Genomic DNA, 13816 nt, shown 5'->3' with positions numbered 1-13816 from the left:
TGGTTCATCGTTCGACTTGCATGTGTTAAGCACGCCGCCAGCGTTCGTCCTGAGCCAGGATCAAACTCTCCGTGAATGTGTACCGGTAATCCGGTGCAACACCACGAGAGCGGAACAGTCGAGCGGAATAAGCCCGACCGTTCACAGCGTCCTCGCTGTGTTATTTCAAAGGAACCTCGACCATCAGTGAACCGATGGACGGGGTATCAACATATCTGGCGTTGACTTTTGGCACGCTGTTGAGTTCTCAAGGAACGGTCGCTTCCTTTGTACTCACCCTCTCGGGCTTTCCTCCGGGCGCTTCCCTTCGGTCTTGCGTTTCCGACTCTATCAGATCTTTTCTCGACCCGATTTCCTCGGCGCTTTCCAGGTTTCCGCTTTCGCGGGTTTCCTTTCCGGCGGTTCCGACTTTATCAGAAGTTCCGGACCGGACTGACCGGCCATTCGTTTCCGATTCATCGGGAGGGGGCTTCATTGAAATCAGCGATTCAAGAAGCAGACAGATGCTCACTGTTGCCGGCCCGAGGGGGCAACCCCTCTCCAGGCAACTGTTCGAATCTACCTCCCCACGCTCGCCGTGTCAACGGCTCCTGCGGGGCGAAGAGGAGACTAGCAGTTGAACGGACGTGGTCGCACATCCGGTGGTCGGCAGGACGATCAGGCGGCCGTGGGGACCGTCGCGCTGCGTTCCGCCGCCTCCACGTCGCCAGTCTCTCCCGCGCGGGCAGCGCGGCCGCCCAGGATCCAGACGTAGGCGAGGAAGGCCAGTTCGGCGACGACTCCGATAGTGATGCGAGCCCAGGTCGGGAGGCCGGACGGGGTGACGAAGCCTTCGATGGCGCCGGAGACGAAGAGGACGACGGCCAGGCCGATGGCCATGCCGATGGCGGCCCGGCCCTCCTCGGCGAGGGCGATGCGACGGGTGCGCGGGCCCGGGTCGATGAGGGTCCAGCCGAGGCGCAGACCGGTGCCGGCGGCGACGAAGACCGCGGTCAGCTCGAGCAGGCCGTGCGGCAGGACCAGGCCCAGGAACGTGTCGAGGCGGCCTGCCGAGGACATCAGGCCGAAGCCGATACCGAGGTTGAGCATGTTCTGGAAGAGGATCCAGATGACCGGCAGCCCCAGGAAGACGCCCAGGATCAGGCACAGGGCGGCGGCCCAGGCGTTGTTCGTCCACACCTGGGCGGCGAAGCTGGCCGCCGGATGGCTGGAGTAGTACGTCTCGTACTGACCGCCCGGGCGGGTCAGCTCGCGCAGTTCGCTGGGTGCAGCGATGGAGGCCTGTACCTCCGGGTGGGTGCCGATCCACCAGCCCAGGAGGACCGCGACGGCCGTGGAGAGCAGCGCCGTGGGGACCCACCAGCGGCGGGACTTGTAGACGGCCGCGGGAAAGCCGTGGGCGAGGAAACGGGTGACGTCGCGCCAGGAGGCCCGTCGGGTTCCCGTGACGGCGCTACGCGCGCGTGCCACGAGTTGGCTGAGCCGGCCGGTCAGCTGGGGGTCGGGGGCGCTGGACTGGATCAGGGAGAGGTGCGTGGCGGTGCGCTGGTAGAGCGTGACGAGTTCGTCCGCCTCCGCGCCGCTGAGACGGCGCTGGCGGCGGAGCAGGGCTTCGAGGCGGTCCCACTCCGCTCGGTGTGCGGAGACGAAGACGTCGAGGTCCATCGGTGTGCCTGCTCCTCGGCTGTTCGTCGGCGGCTCGTCGTGGATCAGCTTGTCGTACTGGGGCGCGATGCGTCCTCAGCTTGGCAGACTGGCCCTGTCGGGGGCAGGGCAGGGGAAGGGCGGCGTGCGTGAGTGAGCTGGTGACGGGCGAGGCTGTGGCGTTGGAGCTGCGCCCCGCGAGGCTGCCCAGCAGGGCGCTGGCCGTGCTGCTCGATCTGGTGGCGGCCATGGCGGTCTACGTCGCCGTGACCATCGCGCTGGTCGCTTCCACCGCTTCGCTGGACGAGGCGGCGCAGACGGCGCTGTCGATCGCGTCGTTCGTCCTGGTGCTGGTGGGCGCGCCCATCGCGGTGGAGACGCTCAGTCGTGGGCGATCGCTCGGGAAGATGGCGTGCGGTCTGCGTGTGGTGCGGGACGACGGCGGGCCGATCCGGTTCCGCCACGCGCTGGTGCGGGGTCTGATCGGGGTGATCGAGATTCTGATGACCTTCGGGATCGTCGCCTGTATCGCCTCGTTCGTGTCGGCGCGTGGGCGGCGGCTGGGGGACGTGTTCGCGGGGACTCTCGTGGTGAGGGAGCGGATTCCGGTCACGCGGACCGGGTTCGTGCCGCCTCCTCCGCCGTGGCTGGCGGGGCGGTTCTCGCAGCTCGATCTGTCGGCGGTGCCGGACGGGTTGTGGCTGGCGGTGCGGCAGTACCTGACGCGGATGCAGCAGCTGGATCCGCAGGTGGGCTGGTCGATGGCGGAGCGGCTGGCGTCCGATCTCGCGGCACGTACGGGGGCTCCGGTGCCGCAGGGGATCGCGCCGGCGGCCTATCTAGCGGCCGTGGTGCAGCAGCGGCAGGCGCGCGAGGCGCGGCGGGCCTTCGGGGGCGGTTCGGGAGCGAGCTCGGCCTCGGACCCCGCCGGTGCGCCGGCCGCGTCCGGCGAACCGAGTCCGGCGGCGTTCGTCCCGCCGGCTGTTCCGGCGCCGCCTGCCGCTCCCCCCGCGGCCGCGGCGGGGGCTCCGGCCGTGCCGCCCGAGGGCCGGCCTGAGCCGGTTCGTGACGGGCGGCCCGCCGCGTCGGCCGAGGCGCCGGGCGGACGGCGTCCGGGCACGGGGTTCGTGCCGCCGGCTTGATAGGAGGCCGACGCGTGCGAGGGACGACCTGATCGAAGAGCGACCTGTTCGAGGAACGACCTGGTCAAAGGGCTAGCTGATCGGTGGCCGGCCTGGTCAGGGGCGCGGGCTCGTCGCTCAGCCGAACTGCGACGGGGGTGAGTCGAGGTCCTCCAGCTCGATGCCGGGGGCCGCGAGCACCACGTCGCCGGCGATGTGTACGGCGTGCTGTTCGCCCGTGTCCAGGGCTGTGACCTGGTACTCGTCCACGGTCAGCGGGCCGTTGTCAGTGGCGTGTGCTTCTCTTTTCAGCAAGGTCCACGACTGGTCCACGGTCCGCGGGGCGAGGACCGGATCGGTGAAGGCGACGAGGCGTACGCGGGTGGCGGCCGAGGGGGTGAGGCGCAGGAGACGGGCGGTGGCGACGAGGAACGCCGGGGAGGTGCCGGTGAAGGCGTGGGCGCGCACATTGCCTTCGGTGGCGTCGGTTCCTGTGGGGTCGGTGCGGACCCAGGTGACGCCGTCGAGGGCGGCGCCGCGGACCTGCCAGGCGGCGGCGTGGAGCTCGAGGCGCAGGGGGCGGCCGAGTTCGTCGAGGGTGAGGTCGACGGAGCCGTGGTGATCGCCCGAGGGGGTGGTCAGCCGGGAGACGTAGCGCCAGCCGGAGGGGCCGGGGGCGCACTGGAAGTGTTCTTCCGCGAGGGGGGTGTGATCGTGCGGATCGTGGAGCGAATAACGGCCGCGGGGCATGGGGGTCCTGGGTCCTGACGGGCTGGGCCGGTCACCGGCCGGGCCGGAACGCCGGTCGACCGGAACGTCGGCCGACCGAACGGGGCAGGCCCCCCGGCACGGGGGTGCGGGGGGCCTGCCTCGGTTCCGACTGGTGGCCGGCTGACCGGCAGCGGTGCTGCTGGGCTCAGTAGCGGTAGTGGTCCGGCTTGTACGGGCCCTCGACCTTCACGCCGATGTACTCGGCCTGCTCGGGGCGGAGCGTCGTCAGCTTCACGCCGAGCGCGTCGAGGTGGAGGCGGGCGACCTTCTCGTCGAGGTGCTTGGGCAGCACGTAGACGCCGGTCGGGTACTCGTCGGGCTTGGTGAACAGCTCGATCTGGGCCAGGGTCTGGTCCGCGAAGGAGTTGGACATCACGAACGACGGGTGGCCGGTGGCGTTGCCCAGGTTCAGCAGGCGGCCCTCGGACAGGACGATGATCACCTTGCCGTCGGGGAAGGTCCAGGTGTGGACCTGCGGCTTGACCTCGTCCTTGACGATGCCGGGGATCTTGGCGAGGCCGGCCATGTCGATCTCGTTGTCGAAGTGGCCGATGTTGCCGACGATGGCCTGGTGCTTCATCTTGGCCATGTCCGAGGCCATGATGATGTCCTTGTTGCCGGTCGTGGTGATGAAGATGTCGGCCTTGTCGACGACCTCGTCGAGGGTCGTGACCTGGTAGCCGTCCATGGCGGCCTGGAGGGCACAGATCGGGTCGATCTCGGTGACGATCACGCGGGCGCCCTGTCCGCGCAGGGACTCCGCGCAGCCCTTGCCCACGTCGCCGTAGCCGCAGACGACCGCGGTCTTGCCGCCGATGAGGACGTCGGTGGCGCGGTTGATGCCGTCGATCAGCGAGTGGCGGCAGCCGTACTTGTTGTCGAACTTCGACTTGGTGACGGCGTCGTTGACGTTGATCGCCGGGAACAGCAGGGTGCCGTCGCGCTGCATCTCGTACAGGCGGTGGACGCCGGTGGTGGTCTCCTCGGTGACGCCGCGGATCTCGGAGGCCAGCTGGGTCCACTTCTGGGGGTTCTCGCCCAGGGTGCGGGTCAGCAGCTCCAGGATGACGCGGTGCTCGTCGGACTCGGCGGTGTCGGGCGAGGGGACCTTGCCGTCCTTCTCGTACTCGACGCCCTTGTGGACGAGGAGGGTGGCGTCACCGCCGTCGTCCAGGATCATGTTGGGGCCGCCGGTGGGGCTGTCCGGCCAGGTCAGCGCCTGCTCGGTGCACCACCAGTACTCCTCCAGCGTCTCGCCCTTCCAGGCGAAGACGGGGACGCCCTGCGGGTTGTCCGGGGTGCCGTTCGGGCCGACGGCGATGGCCGCGGCGGCGTGGTCCTGGGTGGAGAAGATGTTGCAGGAGGCCCAGCGGACCTGGGCGCCGAGGGCGACCAGGGTCTCGATGAGGACGGCGGTCTGCACGGTCATGTGCAGGGAGCCGGTGACGCGGGCGCCGGCGAGGGGCTGCGCCTCGGCGTACTCCTTGCGGATCGCCATCAGGCCGGGCATCTCGTGCTCGGCGAGGGTGATCTCCTTGCGGCCGAACTCGGCCAGGGAGAGGTCGGCGACCTTGAAGTCCTGTCGGTTCTCGACAGTCGTCATTGCGAGCTGCTCCTCGGGGGTTGGGTCGAGGTGGGTACGGCTGGTCTGCGCGGCGGCGGACACAGGGGTGCCCGGAAGAGGACACAGGCATGCCCGCGTACGCGCAGCGCAGTCCGTCGGAGGCCCTCTCTCCCTCGGCCGGTCCCCGGGAGGACCGCCCGACCGCCATCAGCAGCGACGTCTGGCTCCGTCCCAAGCTACACCGGGGGCGGGGGCGAACCCCAGTCCGTCCGCGAACACATCGAGCCGATCATCGTCCGATCACCGGGCCGATCGTCGTCCGGTCACGGGTGCTGCCGGGACGGCGGCGGGGCCCGCCGGGTGGTCCGGCGGGCCCCGTGGGCGCGAGGTGCGGGGTCAGTGGGCCGCGGGGGCGGGTCCTCCGGGAGAGGCCTCGGGGTCGGGGCCCTTGGCGGCTTCGGCCTCGCTGTAGATGTCCGGTTCGAGGTAGATCACACGGGCGATCGGGACCGCCTCGCGGATGCGGGCCTCGGCGGCGTCGATGGCGGAGGCGATCTCGGTGGCCGTGTCGTCGTGCCGGACGGCGATCTTGGCGGCGACGAGGAGTTCCTCGGGGCCGAGGTGGAGCGTGCGCATGTGGATGACGCGGGTGACGGTGTCGCCGTCGACGAGGGAGGCCTCGATCTTCTGGGCCTCCTCGACGCCGGCGGACTCGCCGAGCAGGAGCGACTTGGTCTCGGCGGCGAGGACCAGGGCGATCAGGATGAGCAGGACGCCGATGCACAGGGTGCCGATGCCGTCCCAGACGGCGTCGCCGGTGAGCAGGGCGAGGCCGACGCCGCCGAGGGCGAGGATCAGGCCGACGAGGGCGCCGAGGTCCTCCAGGAGGACGACCGGGAGCTCGGGGGCCTTGGCGTGGCGGACGAACTCCTTCCAGGAGCGCTTGCCGCGCAGGGTGTTGGACTCCTTGATGGCCGTGCGGAAGGAGAAGGTCTCGGCGATGATCGCGAAGACCAGGACGCCGACCGGCCAGTACCAGTGGGTCAGCTCGTGCGGGTGCTTGATCTTCTCGTAGCCCTCGTAGAGGGCGAACATGCCGCCGACCGAGAAGAGGACGATGGAGACGAGGAAGGCGTAGATGTAGCGCTCGCGGCCGTAGCCGAAGGGGTGTTGCGGGGTGGCCTCGCGCTTGGCCTTCTTGCCGCCGAGCAGGAGCAGTGCCTGGTTGCCGGAGTCGGCGAGGGAGTGCACGGACTCGGCGAGCATCGACGACGAGCCGCTGAAGAGGAACGCCACGAACTTCGCTACCGCGATCGCGAGGTTGGCGGCCAGTGCCGCCACGATCGCCTTGGTGCCGCCTGACGCGCTCATTGGTTCGCGTTGTCCCTTCGTACGCCGTTTTCAGGGCCCGGACGCCGCCGTGTGCGGCGTCCGTGGCTTTGCCCGTGCTTGACGGTGGGCCATTGTTGCAGCCCGTTCGGGCCGCGGTGTCTCAGGTCACCAGCACGGGGGGCGTCGAAACGGTCAGGCGATGACCGTGGCCCGGAAAAGCGTTCCCGTTCCGGACACTTCGGCCTTTTCGCCGGCCGGGACGAACACGGAGGCGCCGGGGGTCAGCTCGTGCTCGCCGGCGCGGACCGTGCCGGCCGTGCAGAGCAGGATCTGCGGGGTCGCCCGGGTGAGGTCGTGGGTGGTGCCGGCCTCGGGCAGGACGTAGCGGGAGAGGCGGAACTCGTCGATGGGCGTCTCGTAGACCTCCTCGCCGTCGGGGGCGGCCTCGGGGCGCAGGACGCCCGGGTCGGCGGCGTGGAAGCGGACGATGCGCAGGAGTTCGGGGACGTCGACGTGCTTGGGGGTCAGGCCGCAGCGCAGGACGTTGTCGGAGTTGGCCATGATCTCCACGCCGAGGCCGTTGAGGTAGGCGTGCGGGACGCCGGCGCCCAGGTAGAGGGCCTCGCCGGGCTGGAGCCGGACGTGGTTGAGCAGCATCGCGGCGATGACGCCGGGGTCGCCCGGGTAGTGGTGGGCGATGTCGGCGTAGGGGGCGTAGGCGCCGCCGAGGCGGGTGCAGGCGGCGGCCGCCTCCTCGACCGTGCGGGACATCTCCTCGCGGTCGGCGGTGAGGATCGCCGTGAGGACCTCGCGCAGGGCGGCGTCCTCGGGGTGGGCGTGGAGCAGGTCGACGTAGGGCTTGAGGGAGTCGACGCCGAGGTCGTCGAGCAGCCCGGCGGCCTCCAGGGGGGCGCGGAAGCCGCACAGGCCGTCGAACGCGGTGAGCGCGCAGATGAGTTCGGGCTTGTGGTTGGCGTCCTTGTAGTTGCGGTGCGGGGCGTCCACGGGGATGCCGCGGCGCTCCTCGTCCGCGTAGCCCTGCTGGGCCTGGCCGAGGTCGGGGTGGACCTGGAGGGAGAGCGGTGCTCCGGCGGCGAGGAGCTTGAGGAGGAAGGGCAGGCGGGGGCCGAACCGGGCGACGGCGGCCGGTCCGAGTTCCTTCTCGGGGTCGGCGTCGATGACCTCGACGAGTGTGCCCCGCCCGGTGCGCGAGGGTGCGCCGGGGTGGGCGCCCATCCACATCTCCGCCTGCGGCTCGCCGGTCGGTTCGACCCCGAGCAGCTGCGGGATGGCGGTGGGTGAACCCCAGGCGTAGGGGCGGATGGTGTTGTCGAGGCGGTCCATGGGGTTCTCTCTGCGTGTGCGGGCGGGCGGGCGCGTCAGGGTGTCCCGGGCAAGATCAGGCCCTCGAGGCGAGCGCCAGGTAAACCGCGGCGAAATCCGTCATGGCGATCAGTTCCGCGAGGGTCTCCAGTTCGCCGCCCTCCTCCGGTTCCAGTTCGCTGATCGGCGTGTCGTGGCTGAGGGCGAGGTCGCGGGCGCCGGGGGCGGCGGTGAGGCCGCCGATGGGGCGGTCGCGCAGGAGCACCACGCGCGCGTGCAGGGCGGGTGGTTCGTCGACCCGGTCGCGGAAGAAGTCGTCGGGGTCGGCGCTGGCGGCCAGGGGTCCGGCGAGCAGGGCGCTGTGGGCGGCGAGGGCCTCGGGGAGTTCGGCGACGACGGCGGGGGTGCCGGACAGTTCGGCGAGCGCGGCGGCGAACCGGCGGCCCGCCGGGCCGGCCGAGACGCCCTCGGTCCAGACGATCGGGAGGGCGTCGGCGAGTTCGGCGGCCAGGGTCTTGGCGGGGTTGCTGTAGGTGGCGATGGCGGGGCCGCAGCGTTCGGCGACGCGGTCGAGGCGGTCGGCGACCTGGCCGAGGGCGTCCGGCGGGGCGGCGAGCACCCCGGTGCGGTCCAGCAGCGCGAGGAGCGGGGTGAGCAGGGCCCACAGCACGCCGGGCGCGGACGCGGCGAACGGCTCCTCCTGGTCGTAGGGGGCGGTCGCCATGGGGACGAACAGGCCGTGCGAGCCGTTGACGGCGTCGGCGAGCGGGGACCGGCCGGGGGCGACGGCGACGACGCTGCAGCCCCGGCGGTAGGCCTGCTCGGCGAGGAGCGACAGGCCCGGTTCGGTGCCGTCGGGGGTGGTGATCAGGAGCAGGTCGACCGAGCCGACCCAGCCGGGCAGTTCCCAGCGCAGGGCGCCCGCGGCGGGGGCGACGCCGGTGGGGGCGAGGCGGGTGACGGGGCTGCCCGCGCCGGCCAGCGTGCCGATGAGGTCGGCCGTGTGGGTGGCGGCGGCGCCGGGGCCGGCGATCAGGACGGCGCGGGGGCGGCCGTCGGGCTTCAGGTCGTTGATGCCTGCCTCGGCCGCGTGGCGGGCGGCCGTGCGGACCCGGGCACCGGCTTCCGCGGCGCCGCGGAGCAGCCCGCGGTGGTCGGCCTCGGCGAGGCCCTCGGGCGAGTCGAGCAGCGATTCGTCGAGCATGAGCGGCAGCCTCCGGTCGCCGGGATCCGTGGTGCGGTGGTCGTCCTACATCGATGCCCGTCGGGCCCCGGGACATGTGCGCCCGGGGACGCGCCGCGCGGCTAGGCGGGGCGGCGGGCCTCGTCGACGAGGAGGACGGGGATGCCGTCGCGCACCGGATAGGCCAGGCCGCACTGGGTGTCGGTGCAGATCAGCTCGGTGTCCTGCTCCTCGAGGGGGGAGTGGCAGGCCGGGCAGGCGAGGATCTCCAGGAGGCCGGATTCCAGGGGCATGAGGGGTTCCTTCGAGGTGCGGGCGCTTGGGTCGTGCCTGGTCAGGTTACCGCCGGTGGGGCCGGGGCCTCAGCCCCTGATGATCGCCAGTACCTCGTCCCGCACGCGGGCCATGGTCGCCGCATCCCTCGCCTCCGCGTTCAGCCGCAGCAGGGGCTCGGTGTTCGACGGGCGGACGTTGAACCACCAGTCGGCGGCGGAGACGGTGAGGCCGTCGAGGCCGTCGAGGGTGATGCCGTCGCGGCCCTCGTACGCCGTGCGGATCGCGGCGAGGCTGGCCTGCTGGTCGGCGACCGTGGAGTTGATCTCGCCGGAGCCGGTGTAGCGGTCGTAGGAGGCGACGAGGGCGGACAGGGTGCCCTGCTGGCCGCCGAGGGCCGCGAGGACGTGCAGGGCGGCCAGCATGCCGGTGTCGGCGTTCCAGAAGTCGCGGAAGTAGTAGTGGGCGGAGTGCTCGCCGCCGAAGATCGCGCCGCTGCGGGCCATCTCGGCCTTGATGAAGGAGTGGCCGACGCGGGTGCGGACGGGCGTGCCGCCGTGCTCGCGGACCACCTCGGGGACCGACCAGGACGTGATCAGGTTGTGGATGATCGTGCCCTTGCCGCCGTGCCGGGCCAGTTCGCGGGAGGCGACCAGGGCGGTGATGGCCGACGGGGAGACGGGCGCGCCGCGTTCGTCCACGACGAAGCAGCGGTCGGCGTCGCCGTCGAAGGCGAGGCCCAGGTCGGCGCCCTCCTCGCGGACGCGCTTCTGGAGGTCGACGAGGTTGGCCGGGTCCAGGGGGTTGGCCTCGTGGTTGGGGAAGGTGCCGTCCAGCTCGAAGTACATCGGCACCAGGGTCAGGGGCAGGCCGGCGAGGACCTCGGGGACCGTGTGCCCGCCCATGCCGTTGCCCGCGTCGACGACGACCTTCAGGGGGCGGATGGAGGTCAGGTCGACGAGCGAGCGCAGGTGGGCCGCGTAGTCGGACAACGTGTCGCGGGCGCTGATCGTGCCCGTCGTCGCGGCGGGCTCCGGGGCGCCCGACTCGCTCCAGCGCTCGACCAGTTCGCGGATCTCGGCCAGGCCGGTGTCCTGCCCGACCGGGGCGGCGCCCGCGCGGCACAGCTTGATGCCGTTGTACCGGGCCGGGTTGTGCGAGGCGGTGAACATGGCGCCCGGCAGGTCCAGCGCGCCCGAGGCGTAGTACAGCTGGTCCGTCGAGCACAGGCCGATCTCCGTCACGTCGGCGCCCTGGGCGGCGGCGCCACGCGCGAAGGCCCGGGACAGACCCGGGGAGGAGGGCCGCATGTCGTGCCCGGTGGCGATCGCGCTCGCGCCGGTGATCCGCACGAAGGCCGCCCCGAAGAGCTCGGCCAGGGACTCGTCCCACTGGTCGGGGACGACCCCGCGTACGTCGTACGCCTTGACCACCTGCGACAGATCAGCAGCCACGCCCCGCCTCTTCCTGGAAAGTCCTATCGGTCGGTCCAAACTACCCGCACCCGCCGCCGGCCCGCCGGGCGGTCACCGAGTGGACCCACCGCCGTAACCTCAGGTCAGGGCAGCATCCAGCCCAGGACCCGGGTGCTCTGGCCGACCACGATCAGGCACATCACCAGCAGCAGGCCGAGGCTCCAGGGCAGCACCTTGCGCAGCAGGTCGCCCTCGCGGCCCGCCAGTCCGACGGCCGCGCAGGCGATGGTGAGGTTCTGCGGGGAGATCATCTTGCCGAGGACGCCGCCGGAGCTGTTGGCGGCGGCCAGCAGTTCCGGAGAGAGTCCCGACTCGCGGGCGGCGGTGACCTGGAGGGCGCCGAAGAGGGCGTTGGCGGAGGTGTCCGAGCCGGTCACGGCGACACCGAACCAGCCGAGAACGGGTGACAGGAAGGCGAGTCCGGCTCCGGCCGCCGCCACGCAGTGGCCGATGGTGGCGGCCTGCCCGGAGAGGTTCATGACGTAGGCGAGCGCGAGGACGGACGTCACCGTGAGGATCGCGAAGCGCAGTTCGCGGACGGTCGCCAGCCATTCCCGCACGGCCACGCGCGCGTGGACGCCGAGGACGGCGGCCGTGCCGATCCCGGCGAGCAGCACGAGCGTGCCGCCGGTCGACACGATCGGCCAGGTGAAGACGTTGCCGCCGACGGGTTCGCCGTCGGGCCCCGCCACGTTCAGGAAGGGCCAGTCGTAGGTCCGGGTGGCCCGGGCGAGGAGGTCCTTGACGGCCGGGATCTGGGCGACGGAGAAGATCACGACGATCAGCGCGTAGGGGGCGTAGGCGCGCAGCACCTCGCGGGGCGGGTCCTCCTGGTCCAGTTCGTCGCTGCGGACGCCGGTCAGCACGCAGGCGCGTACGGACTCGGCCGCGGGCACGCGCGCGTGCGGTACGGCGACCAGGGCGCCCGCTCCGGCCAGGGCGGCGCCGATGTCGGCGAGTTGGGCGGAGACGTAGTTGGCGGCGGCGAACTGGGCCACGGCGAAGGCCGCTCCGCACGCCAGCGCGGGCACCCAGGTCTCGCGCAGCCCGCGCCGGCCGTCCACCAGCCAGACCAGCACCAGGGGCACCACGAGGGCCAGCAGCGGTGTCTGACGGCCCACCACGGAGGCGACGCAGTCCAGCGGAAGGCCCGTCACCTGGGCGAGGGTGACGACCGGGGTGCCCATCGCGCCGAAGGCCACGGGCGTGGTGTTGGCGACCAGCGCGACGACGGCGGCGCGCACCGGCTCGAAGCCGAGGGCGACCAGCATGACCGCGCTGATCGCGACCGGCGCGCCGAAGCCGGCGAGTGCCTCCAGCAGGGCCCCGAAGCAGAAGGCGATGACGAGGGCCTGGATGCGCGGGTCGTCGGAGAGCCGCCCGAAGGACCGGCGCAGGATGTCGAAGTGCCGGGTGCGGACGGTCATCCGGTACACCCACAGGGCGTTGACGACGATCCACAGGATGGGGAAGAGGCCGAAGGCGGCGCCCTGGGCGCCGCTGGAGAGGGTCTGGCCGAGCGGCATGCCGTAGGCGAGGCGGGCGACCAGGACGGCCGCGAGGAGACCGGTCAGGCCCGCCAGGTGCGCCTTCACGCGCAGCCCGCCGAGCAGGACCAGGACGATCACCAGGGGTGAGGCGGCCACGAGGGCGGACAGGCCGAGTGAGCCGGCGACGGGTTCCAGTTCCTGGACGTACACGGGCGCCTCCCCGGTTTCCGCCATGCGAAAGCGATTTCTCGCGACCTCCGGACGGAATGGTCATGTCCGCGCCAAGGTGGCGTCAATGGGTGCGCGTGAGGAGAAACCGGGGAGCCGGGCGGGGAGGGAGGGCGACCGGCACGGGAAGGACGAGAGCACCGGCCAGGGAGAGTGGGAGTCCGGGAGTCCGGGGGTCCGGGAGTCCGGTCAGTTGTCGGGGGACCGCAGGACGCGCAGGTGTCCTCGCCGGGCGACCTCCATCGGGTCGGCCGCGCGGCCGCCGCCACCGGCTCCGGCCGCCCGCTCCTGGGGGCGGGCCGCCTCGCGCACGGCGTTCGCAAGCGCCTCCAGGTCGTCCCCGCTCGGGCGGGCCGGGGCCGAGCCGTCGAGCAGCCGGACGACCTCCCAGCCGCGCGGCGCCGTGAGGCGCTCGGAGTGCTCGGCGCACAGGTCGTAGCAGTGGGGTTCGGCGTAGGTGGCGAGCGGGCCGAGGACCGCGGTCGAGTCGGCGTAGACGTACGTCAGCGTCGCGACGGCGGGACGGCCGCAGGCGGTGCGCGAACAGCGACGTACAGGGCTCACGACGTTGGACGGTACCGCACTCTTGAGCGGGCCGCGACGACTCTCCACCAGGTCACTCCACCGTGTCGTGGCGTGAAACACCCCACACCCCCTTTCGGGGGCACCTTTCTGACCTGCCCGGACACTCTCGCGCGAGGTGTCGGACGGCCCCGCAAGCGGTCAAGAGTCGACATAAAACACTCAATTGCCGTGATCGCACCGGTCCCTGCGGGGTACGAAATCGAGCCCAACCTTGGCTTGAATGGTCATGCACCGACATGCCGGGCGGGTCGGCCGGAAGCCGTCCGCGCGCCAGTGCGGTGCCGGGCGCGCGGGCTCGGCGGGGACTACCCTTCACCAGTGATGGACAAGCCCGTAACGCCCCGTGCCGCCGCCCCCGGGCCCCGCCGCCGTGATCGCCACGGCCGGGGCATGCGCGGCCCCATCGCACCCCCGCAGGTGCCGCTCGCCGCGAGCCGCGCGGAGGCGTTCGCGGACCTGGTGCAGGACTCCGTGGAACGCCTGGAGCGGCGGTGGCCGCAGCTCGCCGACATCGATTTCCTGGTGCTGGAGGTGCCGCGGCTCGACGGGCCCGGCCAGGCCTGGAACGACGAGGCGGTTCCGCTCGGCGGCACGATCAGCGCGCGCGAGGGACGCCCCGCGCGCGTGGTGATCTACCGGCGGCCGGTCGAGATCCGCACCAAGGGCCGCGACGAGCGCGCCGCGCTGGTGCACGAGGTCGTCGTCGAGCAGGTCGCCGAGCTGCTGGGGCTCACCCCCGAGACCGTCGATCCGCGCTACGGCGAGGACCAGGGCTGAGCCGGCCTCCCGGGGGCCGCCTTCGCAGCACCGGCAGGGGCTGTTTCCGC

At 71.9% G+C, this 13816-nt stretch carries 12 protein-coding genes and 1 rRNA gene; 2 read left to right on the top strand and 11 right to left on the bottom strand.

The window, feature by feature from the left end; all coding sequences use genetic code 11:
* A 16S ribosomal RNA gene (locus tag ACIGAN_RS18095) occupies window positions 1-76 on the bottom strand; the annotation flags it as partial.
* 581 nt (window positions 77-657) lie between these two features.
* The gene (locus ACIGAN_RS18090; RefSeq protein ID WP_365092571.1) at window positions 658-1665 is read right to left on the bottom strand and encodes a stage II sporulation protein M; all 1008 of its coding nucleotides are present in this window, start codon (window positions 1663-1665) and stop codon (window positions 658-660) included.
* Between the two features lie 128 nt (window positions 1666-1793).
* Here ACIGAN_RS18090 and ACIGAN_RS18085 point away from each other — a divergent pair, with 128 nt between their 5' ends.
* Complete coding sequence (locus ACIGAN_RS18085) at window positions 1794-2786, top strand: RDD family protein (RefSeq protein WP_399858592.1); 993 nt, start codon at window positions 1794-1796, stop codon at window positions 2784-2786.
* Between the two features lie 117 nt (window positions 2787-2903).
* Here ACIGAN_RS18085 and ACIGAN_RS18080 read toward each other — a convergent pair whose 3' ends face one another.
* From ACIGAN_RS18080 to ACIGAN_RS18040, 9 genes are all read right to left on the bottom strand, one after another.
* Window positions 2904-3515, bottom strand: a complete 612-nt coding sequence (locus ACIGAN_RS18080; protein WP_365092573.1) for a hypothetical protein — start codon at window positions 3513-3515, stop codon at window positions 2904-2906.
* Between the two features lie 166 nt (window positions 3516-3681).
* Window positions 3682-5139: an adenosylhomocysteinase gene (gene ahcY / locus ACIGAN_RS18075; RefSeq protein WP_365092576.1), complete on the bottom strand. Its 1458-nt coding sequence runs from the start codon at window positions 5137-5139 to the stop codon at window positions 3682-3684.
* Window positions 5140-5496: 357 nt separating this feature from the next.
* Complete coding sequence (locus ACIGAN_RS18070; protein ID WP_365092578.1) at window positions 5497-6471, bottom strand: cation diffusion facilitator family transporter; 975 nt, start codon at window positions 6469-6471, stop codon at window positions 5497-5499.
* Window positions 6472-6624: 153 nt separating this feature from the next.
* Window positions 6625-7776: a mannose-6-phosphate isomerase, class I gene (gene manA / locus ACIGAN_RS18065; RefSeq protein ID WP_399858588.1), complete on the bottom strand. Its 1152-nt coding sequence runs from the start codon at window positions 7774-7776 to the stop codon at window positions 6625-6627.
* Between the two features lie 55 nt (window positions 7777-7831).
* On the bottom strand, window positions 7832-8959 hold the full coding sequence (locus tag ACIGAN_RS18060) for an SIS domain-containing protein (protein ID WP_365092583.1): 1128 nt from the start codon (window positions 8957-8959) through the stop codon (window positions 7832-7834).
* A gap of 101 nt (window positions 8960-9060) precedes the next feature.
* Entirely contained in the window at window positions 9061-9231 is a 171-nt protein-coding gene (locus tag ACIGAN_RS18055; RefSeq protein WP_365092586.1) for a Trm112 family protein, read from the bottom strand.
* A 69-nt stretch (window positions 9232-9300) separates the two neighbouring features.
* Window positions 9301-10665: a phosphomannomutase/phosphoglucomutase gene (locus ACIGAN_RS18050; RefSeq protein ID WP_399858585.1), complete on the bottom strand. Its 1365-nt coding sequence runs from the start codon at window positions 10663-10665 to the stop codon at window positions 9301-9303.
* A gap of 104 nt (window positions 10666-10769) precedes the next feature.
* A complete protein-coding gene (locus ACIGAN_RS18045; protein WP_399858613.1) occupies window positions 10770-12386 on the bottom strand; it encodes an L-lactate permease in 1617 nt (538 codons plus the stop codon).
* Between the two features lie 207 nt (window positions 12387-12593).
* Entirely contained in the window at window positions 12594-13016 is a 423-nt protein-coding gene (locus tag ACIGAN_RS18040) for a DUF3499 domain-containing protein (RefSeq protein WP_010034669.1), read from the bottom strand.
* Between the two features lie 294 nt (window positions 13017-13310).
* On the opposite strand from ACIGAN_RS18040, the gene ACIGAN_RS18035 reads away from it, so the two are divergent.
* A complete protein-coding gene (locus ACIGAN_RS18035; protein WP_094057962.1) occupies window positions 13311-13766 on the top strand; it encodes a metallopeptidase family protein in 456 nt (151 codons plus the stop codon).
* Window positions 13767-13816: the final 50 nt, after the last annotated feature.

The organism is Streptomyces sp. NPDC085931, from assembly GCF_044540565.1.
Taxonomy (GTDB): domain Bacteria; phylum Actinomycetota; class Actinomycetes; order Streptomycetales; family Streptomycetaceae; genus Streptomyces.
This window is presented reverse-complemented; position numbering and strand designations above follow the sequence as displayed.

Excerpts from the sequence above, each read along its gene's own strand:
- ACIGAN_RS18090 (WP_365092571.1), bottom strand. The coding sequence starts at position 1,665 with ATGGACCTCGACGTCTTCGTCTCCGCACACCGAGCGGAGTGGGACCGC.
- ACIGAN_RS18080 (WP_365092573.1), bottom strand. The coding sequence starts at position 3,515 with ATGCCCCGCGGCCGTTATTCGCTCCACGATCCGCACGATCACACCCCC.
- ahcY (WP_365092576.1), bottom strand. The coding sequence starts at position 5,139 with ATGACGACTGTCGAGAACCGACAGGACTTCAAGGTCGCCGACCTCTCC.
- ACIGAN_RS18070 (WP_365092578.1), bottom strand. The coding sequence starts at position 6,471 with ATGAGCGCGTCAGGCGGCACCAAGGCGATCGTGGCGGCACTGGCCGCC.
- manA (WP_399858588.1), bottom strand. The coding sequence starts at position 7,776 with ATGGACCGCCTCGACAACACCATCCGCCCCTACGCCTGGGGTTCACCC.
- ACIGAN_RS18060 (WP_365092583.1), bottom strand. The coding sequence starts at position 8,959 with ATGCTCGACGAATCGCTGCTCGACTCGCCCGAGGGCCTCGCCGAGGCC.
- ACIGAN_RS18055 (WP_365092586.1), bottom strand. The coding sequence starts at position 9,231 with ATGCCCCTGGAATCCGGCCTCCTGGAGATCCTCGCCTGCCCGGCCTGC.
- ACIGAN_RS18035 (WP_094057962.1), top strand. The coding sequence starts at position 13,311 with ATGGACAAGCCCGTAACGCCCCGTGCCGCCGCCCCCGGGCCCCGCCGC.